Annotated in this window: 14 protein-coding genes; 5 read left to right on the top strand and 9 right to left on the bottom strand. The window is 71.8% G+C overall.

The window, feature by feature from the left end; all coding sequences use genetic code 11:
* Nucleotides 1-88: 88 nt before the first annotated feature.
* The 4 genes from IE242_RS11380 to IE242_RS11395 are packed head-to-tail and all read right to left on the bottom strand — an operon-like array spanning nucleotide 89 to nucleotide 5,439.
* A complete protein-coding gene (locus IE242_RS11380) occupies nucleotides 89-1,369 on the bottom strand; it encodes a cation:proton antiporter (RefSeq protein WP_189858014.1) in 1,281 nt (426 codons plus the stop codon).
* Nucleotides 1,366-2,742: a cytochrome P450 gene (locus IE242_RS11385; protein ID WP_229858791.1), complete on the bottom strand. Its 1,377-nt coding sequence runs from the start codon at nucleotides 2,740-2,742 to the stop codon at nucleotides 1,366-1,368. Before IE242_RS11385 ends, IE242_RS11380 begins: the two co-directional genes overlap by 4 nt.
* A 13-nt stretch (nucleotides 2,743-2,755) precedes the next feature.
* Nucleotides 2,756-3,826 (bottom strand): alpha-hydroxy acid oxidase, encoded by a 1,071-nt coding sequence (locus IE242_RS11390; RefSeq protein ID WP_189858018.1) that lies wholly within the window; start codon nucleotides 3,824-3,826, stop codon nucleotides 2,756-2,758.
* The gene (locus tag IE242_RS11395) at nucleotides 3,823-5,439 is read right to left on the bottom strand and encodes an NAD(P)-binding domain-containing protein (RefSeq protein WP_189858020.1); all 1,617 of its coding nucleotides are present in this window, start codon (nucleotides 5,437-5,439) and stop codon (nucleotides 3,823-3,825) included. The genes IE242_RS11390 and IE242_RS11395 overlap by 4 nt, the downstream gene beginning before the upstream one ends.
* A gap of 62 nt (nucleotides 5,440-5,501) precedes the next feature.
* Between IE242_RS11395 and IE242_RS11400 the strand changes: the two genes are divergently transcribed.
* Entirely contained in the window at nucleotides 5,502-7,031 is a 1,530-nt protein-coding gene (locus IE242_RS11400; RefSeq protein ID WP_189858022.1) for an aromatic amino acid ammonia-lyase, read from the top strand.
* Here the strand turns inward: IE242_RS11400 and IE242_RS11405 are convergent.
* Together IE242_RS11405 and IE242_RS11410 are read right to left on the bottom strand one after the other, a co-directional pair.
* Nucleotides 7,009-8,244: a sensor histidine kinase gene (locus tag IE242_RS11405; RefSeq protein ID WP_229858793.1), complete on the bottom strand. Its 1,236-nt coding sequence runs from the start codon at nucleotides 8,242-8,244 to the stop codon at nucleotides 7,009-7,011. The genes IE242_RS11400 and IE242_RS11405 overlap by 23 nt on opposite strands.
* A 26-nt stretch (nucleotides 8,245-8,270) precedes the next feature.
* Nucleotides 8,271-8,951: a response regulator transcription factor gene (locus IE242_RS11410; RefSeq protein ID WP_196941602.1), complete on the bottom strand. Its 681-nt coding sequence runs from the start codon at nucleotides 8,949-8,951 to the stop codon at nucleotides 8,271-8,273.
* 356 nt (nucleotides 8,952-9,307) lie between these two features.
* Between IE242_RS11410 and IE242_RS11415 the strand changes: the two genes are divergently transcribed.
* Together IE242_RS11415 and IE242_RS11420 are read left to right on the top strand one after the other, a co-directional pair.
* Nucleotides 9,308-10,843, top strand: a complete 1,536-nt coding sequence (locus IE242_RS11415; RefSeq protein ID WP_189858024.1) for a glycoside hydrolase family 43 protein — start codon at nucleotides 9,308-9,310, stop codon at nucleotides 10,841-10,843.
* 339 nt (nucleotides 10,844-11,182) lie between these two features.
* On the top strand, nucleotides 11,183-11,407 hold the full coding sequence (locus IE242_RS11420; protein WP_189858026.1) for a hypothetical protein: 225 nt from the start codon (nucleotides 11,183-11,185) through the stop codon (nucleotides 11,405-11,407).
* Between the two features lie 116 nt (nucleotides 11,408-11,523).
* Here IE242_RS11420 and IE242_RS11425 read toward each other — a convergent pair whose 3' ends face one another.
* From IE242_RS11425 to IE242_RS11435, 3 genes are read right to left on the bottom strand one after another with little or no spacing between them, the layout of a single operon-like run.
* On the bottom strand, nucleotides 11,524-12,183 hold the full coding sequence (locus tag IE242_RS11425; RefSeq protein ID WP_189858028.1) for a response regulator: 660 nt from the start codon (nucleotides 12,181-12,183) through the stop codon (nucleotides 11,524-11,526).
* Nucleotides 12,180-13,346, bottom strand: a complete 1,167-nt coding sequence (locus IE242_RS11430; RefSeq protein WP_189858030.1) for a sensor histidine kinase — start codon at nucleotides 13,344-13,346, stop codon at nucleotides 12,180-12,182. Before IE242_RS11430 ends, IE242_RS11425 begins: the two co-directional genes overlap by 4 nt.
* On the bottom strand, nucleotides 13,343-14,182 hold the full coding sequence (locus IE242_RS11435) for a CPBP family intramembrane glutamic endopeptidase (protein ID WP_189858032.1): 840 nt from the start codon (nucleotides 14,180-14,182) through the stop codon (nucleotides 13,343-13,345). Before IE242_RS11435 ends, IE242_RS11430 begins: the two co-directional genes overlap by 4 nt.
* Before the next feature lie 212 nt (nucleotides 14,183-14,394).
* Here IE242_RS11435 and IE242_RS11440 point away from each other — a divergent pair, with 212 nt between their 5' ends.
* Entirely contained in the window at nucleotides 14,395-14,694 is a 300-nt protein-coding gene (locus IE242_RS11440) for an integrase core domain-containing protein (protein WP_229858796.1), read from the top strand.
* An 816-nt stretch (nucleotides 14,695-15,510) separates the two neighbouring features.
* The gene (locus IE242_RS11445; protein WP_189858034.1) at nucleotides 15,511-18,246 is read left to right on the top strand and encodes a helix-turn-helix transcriptional regulator; all 2,736 of its coding nucleotides are present in this window, start codon (nucleotides 15,511-15,513) and stop codon (nucleotides 18,244-18,246) included.
* The last annotated feature ends 217 nt before the right edge of the window (nucleotides 18,247-18,463 follow it).

Consider the following 18,463-nt stretch of genomic DNA (forward strand, 5'->3'; position numbering starts at 1 on the left):
CGAAACGGCGATCCGCCTGCAACGGCCCGGCCCCACCGTCATGCCGAACGTGACGGTGGGGCCGGGTCGCTCCGGGCCGTTCGGCGTCTCAGTGGCTCTCGACCGCGACGGCCGGGGCCGGGCGCGCACCGTCGCCCCGTGTCCCCGTCCGCGTCCGCTCCCGCCGGTCGATCCACGACAGCAGCGGTGTCGCCATGACGGTGGTGACGACGGCGACCACGACCAGGGCGCTGAACATCGCCTGGGTGACGATGCCCGCCGCCAGACCGAGATTGAGCGCGATCAGCTGCATCAGGCCCCGCGCGTTCATCAGCGCACCGACCCGCAGCGCCACCTGGTTCGGCTCGCCGGCGGCGCGGGCGGCGAGCCAGCAGGCGCCGAACTTCCCGGCGACCGCGAACAGCACGCACCCCGCGGTGAACAGCAGCACCGGTCCGGAACCCAGCAGGGTGAAGTCGGTGTTCAGCCCGGAGTAGGTGAAGAACAGCGGCAGGAACACCGTACCGACCGGCTTGAGCGTCTCCACCGTGCGGTCGAGCTGCTGCGAACGCGGGAAGACCAGTCCGAGGCAGAACGCGCCGAACACCGCGTACAGTCCGGTCTCGTCCGTGTACCAGGCCACCAGGAAGAGCGCGCCGACCAGCGTCAGCAGCAGGCTGTCCGGCGTGACCCGGTCGGCGAGCAGCGTGGTACGGCCGTGCAGGCGCACCACGCCCACCATGACCAGGACGAGTCCGAACCCGCCCGCGACGGCCAGGGACACCAGCCCGGCACTGCCGCCGGCGATGCTGAACACCCCGGCGAGCAGGATCCACGCGACCGCGTCGTCGACGGAGCCGGCGCCGAGCGCGAGCGACCCGTACCGGGTGCCCGTCAGGCCCCGTTCGGCGATGATGCGGGCCAGCATGGGGAACGCCGTCACCGCCAGCGCGACCCCGACGAACAGGGCCGACACCAGCAGGGGCACGTCCTCGGCCAGGGCGCCGGTCCGCTCGCCGACGGCGTAGATCAGCAGCACGCCGAGCAGCACCGGTACGACCACGCCCGCGGCGGAGACCAGCCCGGCGGGCCGGGCGACCCCGCGCAGCCGGTCCACTCGGAAGTCCCAGCCGACGCGGAACATGAACGCGACGAGACCGATCTGCCCCACCACGTAGAGGACCGGCCGCAGTTCCTGCGGGAAGAGGCCCGACTCGACGCCGGGCAGCAGGGCGCCGAGCACCGACGGGCCCAGCACCACACCGGCGATCATCTCGCCGACGACGGGCGGCTGCCCGACCGTCTGCAGCAGTCGGCTGACGGCCCGGCAGACGACCAGGATGACCACGACGGCGAGGAAGAACTTGGGGGCGAGTTCCGCGGGGGTCATCCTCTGTTCCCTCCCTGGTGGGCGACCGGGCAGCGGCCGGCCGGAGACTCCTCGAAATAACGTTCCGCCAGCCGCTGCCGACGGGCGTGCAGCACCATGACCGTGCCGAGCACCAACTGCCGTACGCTCCGCGTGACGTCCTCCACCCCGTCCCGCACCCGCACGAACCGCCGCAGCGCCTCCGTCCGGCGCGGCTGGGGTGACAGGCCGCGCGGGATCAGCAGACAGGGCGCGCGGTGCGGGTTGGACCGGGTGTGCGAGGCCGTGGAGTCCAGCCGGAAGCGGCGCAGCACCTCCCGGACCGCGGCCCGCAGCACGAGCGGGGAGAGCCGCCACGCCGGGCAGGGGCGGTTCGCGGCCACGCCGAACGGGATGAAGTGGGCGTCCTTCGCAGACAGGGTGTCCCAGCGGTCCGGGTCGAACGCGTCGGGCCGGTCGTATCCCGTGGCGTGGTAGCCGGGGTAGCTGAAGCACACCACGGAGCCCGCCGGCAGCGTGGTGTGCTCGTCGAGCGGTATCGCGTCCGTGGTGATGCGGTGCGCGATGCCGAACAGCGGGTACAGCCGCATCGTCTCGTCGAGCACGTGCGTGAGGTACCGGTCGTCGTCGGGGTGCGCCCACACACGCTGCTGCACCTCGGGGTGGCGGGCCAGGGCGAGCAGGACGTGCGCGGTGGCCTCGGAGAGCTGTACGACGGCCGTGTTGAACATCGTCCCTTGCAGGTAGTGCACCTGCTCCTGCGGTGACAGCGAGGCCGGCAGCTCGTGGGGCACGTCACCGGCGGCGACCCGCTCGCGCAGGTACGCCGTCAGCCGGGCCCGGCGCCCGGGGTGCCGCAGTCCGGTGCACTTCAGGGCGTTGATCACGTCGTCGGCGTGCGCGGTGATCAGTTCCCGGGCGCGCGGCGGGCACGGCTCCCTGAACACCATCTCGTAGCAGAACTCGGCCCAGGCGGGCATCACCAGGTCCCGCAGCCGGACGAGGCTGATCCGGGTGTCCGGCACCGTGTCGAGCACCCGGGCGACAGCGCGGCCGGCCGCCGCCGCGAGCTCCGCCGAACTCCCGGCGAGCATGCGCCGCGTCGCCGCCGCCACGTCCTCGTAGCGCTCGCCGGGCTCCAGGTGCTCCTGATGGACTTCCGGCCCCGGCGACAGCCAGTACCAGAACAGGTCGGACAGCCCCGCCCCCGCGCTCCGCCCGTTCGCGGCCGGGTGCGCGTACACGCGCTCGAAGACATCCGGCCCGTGCGCGGCGTCGGGCAGGGTCACCGTCCGGTCGCCGTTGACCTTCTCGAAGATGCGCCCGCGCAGTGCGACGACACCGCGCGGCAGCCACCACGTGTCCGCCGTGGCCGGCTTCGTTCCGCTCCTCACCACGTCTCGCTCCTCACCACGTCTCCCCCTTCCGGACGACCATGTCCCTCGCCAGATCCGTGTTCCGGCGCCCTCCGCACAGCGCGAGCGTGTGGTCGTACTCGTCGCACAGGGTCCTCAGGACGGCCCGGACCCCGGCCTCTCCCTCGGCGGCCAGGCCCCACACCGCCGGGCGTCCGACACCGACGGCCGCCGCGCCGAGCGCCAGCGCGACGGCGACGTCGCTGCCCCGGCGTATCCCGCCGTCCAGCAGCACCGGCACCCGGCCCGCGACGGCGCGGGCGACCGCGGGCAGGCAGTCCACGGCGGCCGGTACGGCGTCGCTCTGGCGGCCCCCGTGGTTGGACACGATCACCCCGGCCGCGCCGTGCTCGACGGCCACCGTCGCGTCCGCCGGGTGCAGCACCCCCTTGACCAGTACGGGCAGTGAGGTCATGTGCAGCAGTTCGCCGAGGTCCCGCCAGGAGAGCGACGGGGACATGGGGATGTCGGTGAGACCGTCCGGCGGGGCGCCGGGCAGGCCGCGCATGTTCTCCGCGGCGTAGCCGGGCGGCAGGTCGGTGAACCCGTTGCGCAGGTCCCTGGTGTGCCGGCCGAACACCGGCGAGTCGACGGTGACCACCAGCGCCGTGCAGCCCGCCCGCTCGGCGCGCCGCACGAGCGCCTCGGTGACCTCCCGCCGGGGGTGCAGGTACAGCTGGAACCACACGGCCGGGTCGGCGGCCGCCTCGCGGGCCGCCGCGACGACGTCGGCGACCGCCGTGGTCGCGGCCGTCCCCGTCACCAGGACAGCGCCCTCGGCCGCGGCGGCCCGGGCCGTGGCCCGCTCGCCGCCGGGATGCAGCAGCCGGTGGAACGCGGTCGGCGCGACGACCACCGGCGCCGCCCGCCGGGCACCCGGCAGGTCGACGGCGGTGTCCCGGACCTCGCTGCCGCACAGCACCCTCGGCAGGAGGGCGTACCGGTCGAAGGCCCCCTCGTTCCCGGCGACGACGCGTTCCTCGCCCGCCCCGCCCGCCACGTAGTCGTAGTGGACGGGGTCCAGCGTCTTGCGTGCCGCGTCGTACAGGGCGCGCAGCATCACGGGGCCACCGGAGCCACCGGGGCCACCGGGGCGGCCGGGGCGGCCGGGTTGAGGTGGTCGGTGAGGAAGGCGCGCAGCGGGGCGCGGTGGACCTCCTCGCTGTCCCACTCGTTCTCCAGGTTCTCCGTGAGGTGGTGCTCGGAGACGAACTCGCCGCCCCGGTACCAGCGGACGACCGGGTGCAGATAGCGGCCGTCGAGACCCTGCACGTCCTGCTGGGACTTGCGGCCCGCGGTTACGTCGAAGGGGTCCACCCGGTCGTGGTCCGCCCCGTACTCCAGGGTGATCACCGCGTGGGCGGCCACCTCCCCGAAGTCACCGGCGCGCACGGCGTCCGGCACATGGCGGACGGGCACCTCCTCGGCGTAGCGCATCGTGCCGTCCGGGGCGACGAGCAGGACGTCGCCGAGGACGGCGAACTGCTGCCACAGCGCGGAGGACCGGTTGACCCGGGTGACGACCGCGTCGACGGCCCGCTCCACGGCGTCCCCGAGCTCCGCGGCCGGCCAGTCCTCGCCGTGATGGCGCTTGCGCAGCGCCCGGTGCAGTGCGCGGACCATGTAGCGGAAGCCGTGGATGAAGCCGGTCGTGGACTTCTTGAAGTCGGGTCCCTGGGTGATCGTCCCGGCGAAGTACAGGCCGGGCACGTTGACCGACTCGCCGACGGGTGTGAGGGCCGGGAAACGGCCGTCGACGATCAGATCCGGTACGCAGCTGTCGTCGAAGACCGAGGTGTCGAACCGGAAACCGGTCGCGACGATCACCCGGTCGTAGCGGATGTCCTTGACCACCTCGTCGACCCGCTCGAAGGCGACCGGCACGGAGAAGCCGCCGTCCGCGTCCCGGCGGATCTCCAGCACCCGCCCGTCGAGGAGCGCGTTCTGCGACTTCAGCTGGTAGCTGTCCAGGAAGTTGTTGTTCACCGCGCGCAGATGCCCGACGTAGTGGGACTGCCACGCCAGCCGCAGCGAGCCCGAGCCGACGACGTGGATGACCGACGCGGTCTCCATCAGGCTGTCGGCCGTCTCGAAGGCTGAGTTGCCCCGCCCGATGATCAGCACCCGCTGACCGGTGAAGGACTCCGGGTCGGGGTCGAACGTGTCGTAGCGTTCGGCGAGTTCGATGCCCGGGACGGACGGCAGGTTGGGCAGGGACACCCCGGTGGCGATCACCAGACGCCGTGCCCGCCAGGTCTTCCCGGTGTGGTCGGTGACGGTGAATCCGTCACCGTCGCCGTCACCGTCGCGGGACACCTTCTCCACGGCGGTGTCGTACTCCACCCGCGCCCCGGTCCGGGTGGCGAAGTCCGACAGGTAGCGGACCATGTCGTCGGCCGGCGGGAAGTAGCGCGGGCTGTACCGGGTGAACAGCAGCTCGGGGTCGTCGCTCAGCAGGGAGTTCCAGTCCATCCGCAGCCGCAGCTCCGGATCGTCGTACCCGGTGTGCACCTTGTTGATCGAGATGAGTGTGCGGTGCCGGGGGAACCGGGTGAAGAAGGTGCCCGGTCCGCTGCCGCGCTCCAGTACGACGTAGTCCGCACCGTCACGCTCCAGGAAGGCGGCGAGCTGTAGTCCCGCCGGTCCCGCTCCGATGATCAGGTAGTCGTGCGTCATGGCCCGGAAGCTATCCACCCGTTTTCAGAGCGCTCTGAGATTGCCTGTCTACGGTTCCGGTCGTGCTGACCACCACGGACACCGTCCAGCTCACCGCCCCACCGGACCCCGCCGCCCTCCGCCGCGCGGCGGCACCGCTCACCGTCACCGTGGACGACGAGGCCCGCGCGCGTATCGACCGCGGCCGGAGCTTCTTCCACGCCCTGCGGCACGGCGACGGCGGCGAGGAGCGCCGGATCTACGGCGCCGACACCGGCTTCGGCGCGCTCGTCGGCTACGCCGGCCGCAGCGACGAGGCCGACCAGTGCGACAACACCCTGGCCCACCTCGGCGCCGGCCAGGGCCCGGACCTGCCGCACGAGATCGTGCGCGGCGCGCTGCTGCTGCGCACCTGGTCCCTCGCCCAGGGGTACTCAGGGGTGTCCGCCGAGGTCGTCGAGCGGCTCGCCGCGATGTTCGCCACGACGTTCTCGCCCGCCGTCCCCCGCTACGGCTCCGTCGGTGCGAGCGGTGACCTGATCCCGCTCGCCTATGCCACCCAGGCGCTGCGCGGCCGGGGACACGCCTACCTGGACGGTGCCCGCAGGCCGGCCGCCGAGGCGCTGGCCGCCGCCGGGCTGCGCCCGCTCGCCCTGGACGGCCGGGACGCGCTCGCCCTCGTCAACGGCACCTCCGTCACCACCGCCGCCCTGGCCCTGGCCCACGACGCCGTCCGCGCCGCGCACCGCTCGCTCGCGGCGCTCACCTGCCTGCTGGCCGACCTCCTCGGCTGCGACCCCGGCTTCCTCGACGAGGACCTGCTGCGCGCCTACGGCCACCCCGGCGCCGTCGACGTCGGCGCGCGCATGCGGCACACGCTCACCGGCAGCACGCCCTCCGGCACCCGGCCGCTGCAGGAGCCGTACAGCATCCGCTGCGCCCCACAGCTGCTCGGCGCGGCGGAGGACGCCCTGCGCTACGTCGACGGCGTGGTCGCCGCGGACCTCGGCGGGGTCAGCGACAACCCGCTGTTCTTCCCCGAGGGCGCCGAGGACGCCGAGGGCGACGGCACGGGGAAGGTGGTGCACGGCGGCAACTTCTTCGGGCAGCCCGCCGCGTTCGCCGCCGACCTGCTCGCCACTGTCACCGCCCAGCTCGGCAACCTCGCCGAGCGCCAGCTCGACCTGCTGGTGGACCCGGCGCGCAACAGCGGACTGCCGCCGATGCTCGCCACCGCACCGGGCCTCCAGCACGGCCTGCAGGGCGTGCAGCTGGCCACCACCTCCTTCGTCGCGGAGATCCGCCGCGCCGCGGCCCCGGCCGGGATGCAGAGCCTGCCGACCAACCTGCACAACCAGGACGTCGTCCCGTTCGGCACCCAGGCGGCCCTGCGCTCCTACGACATGGCGGAGCTGCTCGGCCTGCTGTGCGGGTCGCTCGCGCTCGGCCTGCGCCAGGCCGTCCACGTCGGAGCCCGCCACCCCACCGCGCCCCGGTGCGGCGAACTCCTCGACGCCCTCGCCGACACGGTCCCCCCGGTCGACCCGGACCGCCCCCTGGACGCGGACGTCCGTGCCGCGGCGCGTCTGCTCAGCACCCGTGCCCGGTCCTGACCGGACGACGAGCCGCGTGCGCCGTGGGAGGGGGGCCGTGCTCCGGGAGCCGGATGGTGAACCGGGCGCCGTGCCCCGGGCGGCCGGTGGCGGCGACCGTGCCGCCGTGGTGCGTGACCACCTCCCGCAGCAGCGCGAGGCCCAGTCCGTACCGGCCGCCGTCGCCGCCCCGGTGGAACCGGTCGAACAGCCGCTCCGCCTCGGCGGTTTCGAAACCGGGCCCGGTGTCCGTCACGGTCAGCTCGACCCTGCCACCGCCGACGCGCACGAGCGCCACCTCGATCCGCCCGCCCGGCGGGGTGTGGCCGATCGCGTTGGACAGCAGCTCGCCGACGGCGCGGCGCAGCGCGGACTCGACGCCGTCGACGAACAGCGGGTGCGGCGGACCGTCCACGGCGACAGTGAGGCGGCCGTCCCGCGTCCGGTCCGACTCCTCGGCGACCACCGACCGGGCCAGCGCCACCAGATCGACCGGCCGGTGTTCCGCCCGCCGCGCCGGGCCCGCCGTGAGGCTCGCGGACAGCAGCAGGTCGTCGAGCACCTCGCCGAGCCGGCCGACCGAACCGACCAGCCGGGCCAGACCGTCGCGGTGCGGGGCCGGCAAGTCTGCGGCGGCCGCCTGCCGCGACAGCACCTGCACCCGCGTGTACACCTGGGTGACCGGGGTGCGCAGTTCGTGACTGGCGTCCGTGACGAACCGGCGCTGCCGGCCGAGCGCCTCGGCCAGCGGGGCCACGGACAGGCGGCCGAGGACCACTCCGGTGACGGCCGCGGCGAGGAGACCGACCGCCTCCGCGACGCCCAGCGCGTACCACAGGTGGGTGCGGTCGGCCAGTTGGTAGCGCATGTCGAACACCGCTTGCACCACGTGCCCGTCCGCCCTGGCCTGCGTGCGCACCAGGTAGACCGTGTCGTCACGCCGTACGGTGCGCTCCACGGCGTCGTGGGTGCGGCGCACCTGGTCCAGGTCGGCGCGCACCGGGAACCCGGCCGGGCCGTTCCGGGGCGCCGTCACACCGGGCGCGTACAGCCAGGTGCATCCCGGCGGACTCGACAGGTCGCCGCGTGCAGCGCCGTAGCGCAGCTCCCGCCACACCTGCTCGTTCTGCGCCCGCGTCATCACCATGCTCGCGGTGCTTCCGACGATCACGACCAGCAGCGTGATGATCACGCCGGTGAGCACGGCGATCCGCAGCCGCGCCCGGTGCACCACCGCCCACTCCCCGTGGACCGACGCCCTCACAGCGCGCCCAGCCGGTAGCCGAGTCCGCGGACCGTGCGCACCACCCGCCGGCCGAGCTTGCGGCGCAGGTAGTAGACGTAGGTGTCGACGATGGACGACGCGGGCGCCTCCTGGAAGACCATCCGGCGCAGCTCCGCCCGCGGATACACGGTGTCGGGGCGCGAGGCGAGCACCCACAGCAGGGCGAACTCCCGCGCGGTGAGGGGGACCCGCTCGCCGTCGGCGAGCTCGACCTCCCGGTGACCGACGTACAGGTGCCCCGAGCCGATCCGCAGCACGTCGGTGCCGTCGAGCGCCCGTCTGCACAACGCCCTTAATCGGGCGCTGAGCTCGTCGATCTCGAACGGCTTGACCAGGTAGTCGTCGGCACCGGCGTCCAGGCCGTCGACCCGGTCGTGCACGGTGCCCATCGCGGTCAGCAGCAACACCGGCGTGCGCACCGCGCGGGACCGCAGCCGGGTCAGCAGGTCCAGTCCGTCCAGCACCGGCAGCCGCCGGTCGACGACGAGCACGTCGTACTGCCGGGTGAGGCCGAGGTGCAGACCGCGTTGGCCGTCGGTCGCGACGTCGACCGCGTACCCCTCGTCCCGCAGCATCCCGGAGAGCATGGTGACCAGTTCCTGGTCGTCCTCGACCAACAGCAGCCGCCACGGACTTCGCGCACCTTCACGTGACACCTTTGCACTCCCCTCGCCCCCCGCTGCCTGTCAACGCCCGCGCACGGCACAGGAGTTCCGCCATGAAGGGCGCGGCCGAACGAGGCTTCGATCGGCTTGATCACGTTAGCGTGGGCCTCCGCCGTAGCGACCTGGAAAGCGCCTCGACGATCGTCGGGGCGAGCACCACTCGGAGCCCGGAAGTCATGGGCCGCCGCCCCGCCCACGGTGCCGTCCCGCCCGCGGTACCGCCCCGCCCGCGATGCCGCCCCGAACCGGCGCGGCGCCCGGACCGCAAACCAAACGGACAACCGAGAACCGAACGCTCGCCTAGACTCGCTTGCCGGCGCCCGGCGGCTCGAAGGGACGACATCTCCATGCACATGTACGACAACCCTGTGATCAGCGGGTTCCACCCCGATCCGAGCGTGTGCCGGGTCGGTGACGACTACTACCTGGTGTGCTCCAGCTTCGAGTACTTCCCCGGGCTGCCGCTCTTCCACAGCAAGGACCTCGTGCACTGGGAGCAGATCGGCAACGTGCTCGACCGCCCCGGGCAACTGCCGCTGCCCCTCCCCGGCGCCAAGGCGTCCGGAGGCCTCTACGCCCCCACGATCCGCCATCACGACGGCCGCTACTGGGTCATCAACACCAATATCAATGGCGGCGGCAACTTCGTCGTCTCGGCCGAGCGGCCCGAGGGGCCGTGGAGCGACCCCGTGTGGATCGACCTGTCCGGGATCGACCCCGACCTGGCGTGGGAGGAGGACGGCACCTGCTGGTGCGCCTTCTCCGGCCCCGAAGGCGGCATCAACATGGCCCGGATCGACCCGGTCAAGGGCGAGGTACTGGAGGGGCCCTTCCCCACGTGGTCGGGCAGCGGCCTCAAGTACCCCGAAGCGCCGCACCTCTACCGCATCGGCGACTGGTGGTACCTGCTGATCGCGGAAGGCGGCACGGAACGCGGCCACAGCGTGTCCATGGCCCGCAGCCGCTCGCCGCGCGGCCCCTGGGAGGGCGCACCCGCCAACCCCCTGCTGTCCCACAGCGGTACCGCCCGCTCCATCCAGAACACCGGCCACGCCGACCTGGTCGAGGCTCCCGACGGCAGCTGGTGGATGGTACTGCTCGGCGTCCGCCCCCGCGGCTTCACGCCCGACGTGCACGTGCTCGGCCGCGAGACGTTCCTGACCCCCGTGGAGTGGGACGAGGACGGCTGGCCCGTCGTCGCGCCCGTTCCCGAGACCCACGCGGCCCCGGGCGGTGCCTGGCACCCCGTTGCGGCCCCGCCCGCCCGCGACGACTTCGACCGGCCCGCTCTCGCGCCGCACTGGATCTCACCGTTCGCCCGCCCGGAGAGCTCCTGGTCGCTCACCGAACGCCCTGGCCGGCTGGTCCTCAACGCCACCGGCCCCACCCTCGACCGCCCCGGATACACCTTCGTCGGCCGCCGCCAGCAGCACCACGACTGCCGCGTCACCGCCATGACCGACCCGGGCACGGGACGCGGTGGTCTGTGCGTACGCCTGGACGAGGCCCACCATTACGAGGTCGAGGCCGGAAACGGGGAGATCCGCGTCGCCGCCCGCATCGGACCACTGCGCCAGACCGTGGCCCGCCGGCCGGCCCCGGCCGGGCCGCTGCCCCTCACCGTGACGATCCGCACGTCAGCCCTCGTGCCCGCGTCACCCGCACTCACCGACGGCGGCACCACGGGCCCCGACACCATCGCCTTCTGGCTCGGCGATCCCGACGCTCCGGACGCCCGGCCGCTCGCCGAACTGGACGGACGCTACCTGTCCACCGAGGTCGCCTGCGGCTTCACCGGCCGAGTGATCGGCATGTACGCCACCGAGGGCGCGGTCGCCTTCGACTGGTTCGAGTACACCCCGACCCCCGCGCCGTCCGCGTGACGCCCGGCGTGCGGGCGGGTGCCACACCCTGCTGGGCACCCGTCCGCAGCCGACTGACCCGCCCCCGGCCGAGGTGCCTCCCCGACACCACGTCAGCGGCGTGGCCGTGCTCAGCCGCTGGGCCGACTAGGAGGAGAGGACCGTGGCGGATCTCGGCCTGTTGACCACGCCGACGTCCGCCGCCAACGACACCGACGTACCCGAACGGCTGCGTGATCTCATACCTCGGCCGTACGGCGAACAGCCGAACAGCCCGGTCCGGTTCTTCCGCAGGAACCGTCCACTCGCTTCGCCCGGCAGCCGACAGCCGCGGACCACTTCGAGGCGTTCCTCAACGGGATGGACTTCACTGACGGGGACGCGCAGCGGGCGATGCCGGCCGCACAGATCGCCGATGTCATCAAGACACAGGACCAGCACGAGACGGCCGAGGACATACCGCGCAGATTCATGCCTTCCGCGAGTACCAGGCCGGACGCCGGCGAGCCGTCGGCTTCCGCAGACGACACGACCGACGAGAGGCCCGGTTCCTGGCCTGACGAGGAGGAGAACAATGGACAGTGAGCCGGCTGCTCCGGCGGCGTCAGGAGCGACCACTTCGGTCTCGCCCGGTTGGGCACGGCATCACTCTCAGCCGTTGCTTCGACACACCCCATCCAGGCAGTTGCCGGCCCGGTGTCTCAGGTCACCAGGCCGTGCCGGTAGGCGTAGACGACGGCCTGGACGCGGTCGCGCAGGTCGAGCTTGGTGAGGATGCGTGACACGAAGGTCTTGACGGTCTCGTGGCTGATGACGAGCACCGCGGCGATCTCACTGTTGGACATTCCGTCCGCGATGAGGCGGAGCACCTCCAGTTCGCGGGGTGTCAGCGGGATGTCCTGCGCGCCGCGCTCGGCGGGCCGGATACGGGCGGCGTAACGGCCCACGAGCCGACGCGTCACCTCGGGATCCAGCAGCGCCGAGCCCATGGCCACGGTCCGGATCCCGTGCAGCAGCCGGTCCGGCGGCGCGTCCTTGAGCAGGAACCCGCTCGCTCCGGCCCGCAGCGCCTCGTAGACGTACTCGTCCAGGTTGAACGTGGTCACCACGAGCACCTTCACGGGGTGCTCGCCCCCGGCACCGGCCAGCAGCCGGGTGGCCTCGATGCCGTCGAGGACCGGCATGCGCACGTCCATCACCACGACGTCCGGGCGCAGTCGGCGGGCCAGCTCCACGGCGGTCCGCCCGTCTCCGCACTCGCCCGCCACCGCCAGGTCGGGCTGCGCGTCGATGATGGTCGACAGCCCGGTGCGGATCAGTGCCTGGTCGTCGCAGACCAGGACCCGGACGGGCGCGCTCATGCCGGGCTTCCCGCGGGTATCCGCGCCCGGACGAGAAAGCCGCCGCCGCTCCGGTGGCCCGCGCTGAAGTCGCCGCCCAGGACGTCGACCCGTCTCCGCAGGCCCTCCAGTCCCCGCCCGCTGCCACCGGGGGAACCGGCCCGCGAACCGGAACCGTCCGTGCCGACCTCCACGATGATCTCCCTTTCACCATGGCGCACCAGGACCGAGGTCCGGCTGCCGTGGTCGTATTTGAGCGCGTTGGTCAGGGCCTCCTGCACGACCCGGTAGGCCACGAGGTCGGCGCTGCCGGTCGAGGCCGGCGGTGTGCCCTCCTCGGTGAACTCCACCGGCTGTCCGGCCAGCCGCGTCTGCTCGACGAGCGTGAGCACCCGGCCGACGGGCGGTGTCCTGTCCTCGCCGCCGTGGCCGCTGCCATGGTCGGGGTTGAGCAGGTCGAGCAGGTGCCGCAGATCCGTGATGGCCCGCCGGCCGGTGTCACTGACGGCGCTCAGGCTCTGGTCGAGGCGGTCGGGCGAGGCGGTCAGGTACCGGGCCGCCTCGGCCTGCACGACCATCGCCGTCACATGATGGGTCACGACGTCGTGGAGCTCGCGGGCGATCCGGGTGCGCTCGGCGGCGCGGGCGTCCTCGGCGACGCGGCTGCGGCGTTCGGCCTCCGCGACCCGGGCGGAGCGCATCCACACGCCGACGCCCCACGCGAGGGCCATCACCAGGTAGAACGTCACGAACTCGGCCACCGGTTTGCCGGGCCCGCGCTGGTCGAGCGCGACCGCCAGCGCAGCGAACGCCACGGAGAAGGCGACCGCGGTGGCGTGCCGGTACCGCTCCAGATACGACCCGGCGCTCAGCAGCGCGATGGGCAGCGCGGTGCCGGCCATGAGGTGGTAGCCGCACAGCTGGTCGAGGGCGAAGCCGCACGACACCAGGGTGAGGCAGACGAGCGGCCACCGCCGGCGCACGGCGAGCGGGGCGCACTGCAGGACGGCCGCCACACCGGCCAGCGCGTCGGCGGGACGGGTCGGCAGACCGCCGATCTCCGTGCCGTTGCCGTGGAACGCCGGCATGGCCGACGCCACGAGGAGCAGTATCCCGAGCGGGAGGTCCCGGACCGTGACATCGAGCCGGTGCCACAGTTCCGGGACACGTCGACGACCGATCACCGGGGCAGTGTAGCGGCGGAGCCGACGCCCGCGGCTCGCCGGGAACCGAAGGGCACGATGTGCCCGCGCCGGTGGGCCAGCCACAGGAACACCAGGGTCAGCAGCGCCCCGAAGCCCACCGAGTACACGCTGGCCTCCGGCCCGAAGGCACCACCGGTGAGCAGTTCCGGGCCCGACGTCGAGGCGTCCAGGAGCCCCTGGCTGGCGCCGTTGCCGGAGACCTCCGTGCTGAAGACGCCGGCCGCGGCGAAGTTCCAGCCGAAGTGCACGCCGATCGTCAGCCAGAGGCTGCGGGTGGCGGCGTACGCGGCGGCGAGCATGAAGCCGGCCTCGATCGCGATGGCGAGGCCGCCCCACAGGGTCGCGTCCTCGTTGAGCAGGTGCGAGAGGCCGAACACGAGGCCTGTCGACACCAGGGCTGCGTACGTGCCGATGCGCTCCTCGACGATCCGGAACAGCACGCCGCGGTACACCACTTCCTCGGTCGCCGCGGCGGCGGCCATGAAGCCGAGCAGCCCCAGTGCGCCGGTCACCGAGCCCAGGCCGTCGACGTCGTAGTACCCGGAGGTGAAGAGGATCACGATGACGGCCGTGAACATCCCGCCGCCGATCAGGACGCCCCAGCCGGTCCGGGCCACGGCGCCCTCCCGGGCCACGTCCAGGGCGGGCCGGTGCTCGGTGCGCCGCACCACCCACCCGTACACGAGCACGACCAGTGCGGCGACCACGACGCCGAGGACGAGCGTGAGCCAGTCGTTCTCCTTCACCGCGTTGACGGCGCTGCTGCCCAGGGCGTACACCACCATTACGGCCAGGAACTGCCAGACAAACCTCACGGGAACCCCCTCTGTCGGGCCGCGACCGGTGAGCCGCGGGCTGCACCGGACGCTACGGACCCGGCGGCCGGAGATCGTCACCTCACAGTGGACACCTGGCTGTAGCTCGCACGGGGGACAAACCCCTGCGCCGACCCGCCGGACCGGCCGACATCCTGCTCCGGACGTCGACTTCGCCGGGCCCTCACCTCTGGCCGCCTACCCGTGCTCAGGTGGTGCAGGGCCTGTCGACCGCAACTCCGCCCCGCAGCCCCAACTGCAACCCACACGCGGAACGCTTCATCCGCTCGGTCCGCGAAGAATGCACCGACCGCATCCTGCTGTACAACCGCGGCCACACCGAGCGGATCCTCCGTGACTACGCCGAGCACTTCAACGCCCACCGGCCTCATCAAGGCCGGAACCAGCACGCGCCCCACGACGACCCCGGCGTCGTCCCCCTGCCCGCGCCCCGGGTCGAACGCCGACAAGCCGTCGCCTGCCTCATCAGCGAGTACCGTCAGGCCAGCTGACCGCAGGAGGCATTCAAGGTCAGAGGCTGTGCGAGCATTCTGGAGCACTACAGGTTGAGAAACTCGGGGACATCGCACAGCGTGTGCAAGCCATCGATGCCGAAAAGAAAGGCCCGCTGTACGAAGCCCTCGGTATTGAGATTCGGTACGAACATGCAGATAGGGCCTCGACCGTCAGGTCAAGGCCCTTATCCGCGTATCGCTACAGCGAGTGTCCGAGGTCGGAGTCGGCCAGTGACGATACGGACGTGGTCGCGCAAGGACGGCTCAACCCCTTTGTCGGCGTCCGCACCGACAGCACCAGATAGCCGCCGGATGTGAGTCGCGAGATACGCCACAACTGAACCCACCGCTCCAGTGCCCTCCAGCCGCCTCCGCGTACGTGCCGCACGCCGCCGGCCTACCGCATGAATCACCCTGCAGCCAGGCGCTGTGACCAGGCCGCCAACGTCTCAAGGCCCTGCTCTGTCTCAGTTCGCCTGGCGGCCGTGTGCGGACGGTGCTCGGTCCAGGATCATGTCCCGCTGGGTGTGGGACACGGCCACGAGTTGCGGGCCACCTGCCTGCCCCGGGCACCTGGCGCACCCCGTCCATCCCTCCAGGCGGAGGCATCCCACCCAAGAGCGAGGCGACCTGCCTCGCATCACACATTGCAACAGGAACGTGCTAGCTTTCGATCGCCGTGTCGCGGTCGGTTCTCAGCCGGAAGCAGCGAGAGGGAGGGCGCACGCCGGAACCCGATCAGGACCACGGTCCAGAGGCGGTTCCCGTTCGGGGTGCTCGTACCGCTTGGAAGGATGGGGATCCGAAGGGGACATGCTCTACGGGCGTGACGCCGAACTGCGGTTGCTGTCGGACATCACCTCGCGCGGCTTCGCGGGGACAGGTGGTGCTCTGCTGCTGCGCGGCGAGGCGGGCATCGGGAAGACCGCCCTGCTCAAGGCGGCTCGGGAAGCCGCCGTGGCTAAGGAGGGTCGCGCCCTGTCGGCTCTTGGTGTCCAGTCGGAGGCGTCGGTGCCGTTCGCGGGACTGCACCAGCTGCTCAATCCGGTCCTCCATGACCACCTCGACCATTTGATGCCCCGTCAGCGGAACGCTCTGCTGGCGGCTTTCGGCGTGATCGATGACGCCGCACCGGAGATGTTCTCCGTCGGACTGGCGTCGCTTGAGCTGATCAGCGGTCTGGCCGATGAGTCCCCCGTCATCCTGGTGATCGACGACGCTCAGTGGATCGACGGACCGAGCAGTGAGGTGCTCGCCTTCATCGCCCGGCGGCTGGATGCGGAGCGGGCCGTCATGCTGCTGGCGGTTCGCGAGGGACACGACACCGTGCTGGACGACGCAGGCCTGCCCGAACTTCATCTGCCGAGACTCGATGACGACTCGGCGAAGGCGCTCCTCGAGGCGCATGCGCCACAACTCGACCGGTCCCTTCGCGACCGGCTGCTGGTCGAGGCTGCCGGCAATCCGCTGGCGCTGAGCGAGCTTCCGGCTGCGCTCAGCAGTCAAGGAGGCGTCGCGCAGACGCTGATGCCATGGCTGCCGACCACCCGCCGCCTGGAGCGTTCGTTTCTTTCCCGTGCCTCCACACTGCCCGACGAGACGCAGACCGTCCTGCTGATCACCGCGGCCGACGACGAAGGCGACCTCGCCGAGATCCTCGAGGCCGCGCAACTCCTTGACGGCACCGCCCTGCCGGTCGCATCCCTGGAACCCGCCGTCGAGGCAGGGCTGCTTGAGGTGAGCGGGCACAAAGTACGCTTCCGGCACCCCTTGATCCGCTCTGCCATCTATCACGCGGCTGCCCCGTCGAGGCGGCTGGCCGGGCACGCGGCGCTTGCTGCAGTGCTGGCTCGACACCAGGAGCGCCGGGCATGGCACCGGGCGGCCGCCGCCCCCGGTCCGGATGACGACGTCGCGCTCGACCTCGAAGTCGCCGCTGCCAAAGCACTTCTCAGGGGAGCCCCGCGTGCCGCGGCCGAGGCCCTGCAGCAGGCGGCCCTCCTCAGCGACCCGAACACACACCGGGGCCGTCTCCTGTTGCGGTCGGCCGAGATCAACTTTGAGCTCGGCAGCGTGACTGTCGCGCGCCGGCAGCTGGCCGAGGCGAAGTTCGCGAAGCTCGAAAGAGCGGAACGGCTTCGCCACACTCTGTGGATGGAGGCCCTCAACGAGGAGAGCTGGTTCAGCCCGGAGCAGGTCCGGGCCTTCGCCGACGTGGCGGACCAGCTGGCCAGCGCCGAGAGCAACGGTGCGGCACTCGCGCTGAGAGCACTGTGGCCCCTTGCCATAGGGTGCTGGTACGGCAACCCGGCGCCGGAAACGCGTGGCACCGTTGTCAGGACCGCACGACGTCTGCAGACCGGCGACGGCGAACTCATGACTCTCTGCATCGCCGCTTGCGCGGACCCGGTGGAGGAGGCGGCATGGGTCATCGGCGAGACGGCCCGGCTCGCGCCGGGGTCCGTGAACGACGCCGCCGAGCAGCATGCGCTGGGAGCGTCGTTGACCGCCATATGGGCGTACGACCTCTCCTGGCCCTACCTCTGCGCGGCCGTCGAGGGCCTCCGTCAGCAGGGCCGTCTCGGATTGCTCGGTGAGGCCCTGGCATCCCAGGCCTGGGCGGCGATACTCCTCGGCAAGCACCGTCTGGCAAGAACCGCGGCAGACGAGGCCAGGCGGCTGTCCCGTGACACCGGCCGCCCCCGCTGGGCCTTTGTCGCAGACCTGGCCATGGCCACCCTGGCCTGTGAGCGCGGCGAATTCGACGCCGCGAACGAGCTCATCCGGACGACCGAGGCCGAACTGCTCACGTTGGGAGCTCAATCCATCTTGGCGTATGCCCAGTTCGCTCGCGGACGGTACGCGATAGTCCATCACAAGTACAATGACGCGTTCGAACAACTGGCGCGGGTCCTGGATCCCTCGGACATCACCTACCACCCGTTCGTGGGCTATTGGGCAATCGCGGACCTGATCGAGGCCGCTGTTCACACGGGCCGCGCCGACGAAGCAAGGCGTTATTTCTCGCAACTCAACGCCCTGGCCGAGAAGACCACCGCACCGTTTCTGACAGCGATGGCCGCCTACGCCCACCCCCTGGTCGCTCCCGAAGACGAGGCGGAGTCCCTCTACCAGCGGGCCCTCGACCCCCGGCTGTCGAACTGGCCGTTTCACCGGGCACGGCTCCTGCTGGCCTACGGCCGGTGGCTGAGACGTCAACGCCGCCTCGTCGAAGCACGCCGCCCGCTGCACGCGGCCATGGAGAGCTTCGACGCACTGGGTATCAAGGCTTTCGGTGAGGACGCGCGGTCCGAACTTCGCGCGGCAGGCGAAGCGATCGGCCAGCCGACACCCGACACTCTGGACAAACTCACCCCGCAGGAATTGCAGATAGCCAAAATGGCCGCCAGCGGGATGACCAACCGTGAGATCGGCACGCGGCTGTTCATCTCGCACCGAACCGTCGGTCAACACCTCAGCCGGGTCTTCCCGAAGCTCGGCATCACGTCCCGCGGCCAGCTGCACCTCTCCGATCTCGGTGGGGATTGACGGCCGCGGTCCTCATGGCCGAGCCGACGGTCAGCCGGTGAGTATCGTCGTCGGTTCGGGTCAGGCAGTGAACAGCGTCCGCTTCTCCGGAAGACGGAACTGCATGGTCCGGTAGAGGGAAGGAACAGCCGGCTGGCGTACGGAAAGCTCACCGCGCCCCTTCTCGTATGCGTCGCCCGGTAGAGGTTCCGGACTGCCAGTGCGGAGAGTGCTGGGC

The organism is Streptomyces poonensis (assembly GCF_014650915.1).
Taxonomy (GTDB): domain Bacteria; phylum Actinomycetota; class Actinomycetes; order Streptomycetales; family Streptomycetaceae; genus Streptomyces; species Streptomyces poonensis.

Bases quoted from the DNA above. Each gene is read 5' to 3' on its own strand.
- IE242_RS11415 (WP_189858024.1), top strand. From the start codon at position 9,308: ATGCACATGTACGACAACCCTGTGATCAGCGGGTTCCACCCCGATCCG.
- IE242_RS11380 (WP_189858014.1), bottom strand. From the start codon at position 1,369: ATGACCCCCGCGGAACTCGCCCCCAAGTTCTTCCTCGCCGTCGTGGTC.
- IE242_RS11425 (WP_189858028.1), bottom strand. From the start codon at position 12,183: ATGAGCGCGCCCGTCCGGGTCCTGGTCTGCGACGACCAGGCACTGATC.
- IE242_RS11445 (WP_189858034.1), top strand. From the start codon at position 15,511: ATGCTCTACGGGCGTGACGCCGAACTGCGGTTGCTGTCGGACATCACC.
- IE242_RS11420 (WP_189858026.1), top strand. From the start codon at position 11,183: ATGGACTTCACTGACGGGGACGCGCAGCGGGCGATGCCGGCCGCACAG.
- IE242_RS11395 (WP_189858020.1), bottom strand. From the start codon at position 5,439: ATGACGCACGACTACCTGATCATCGGAGCGGGACCGGCGGGACTACAG.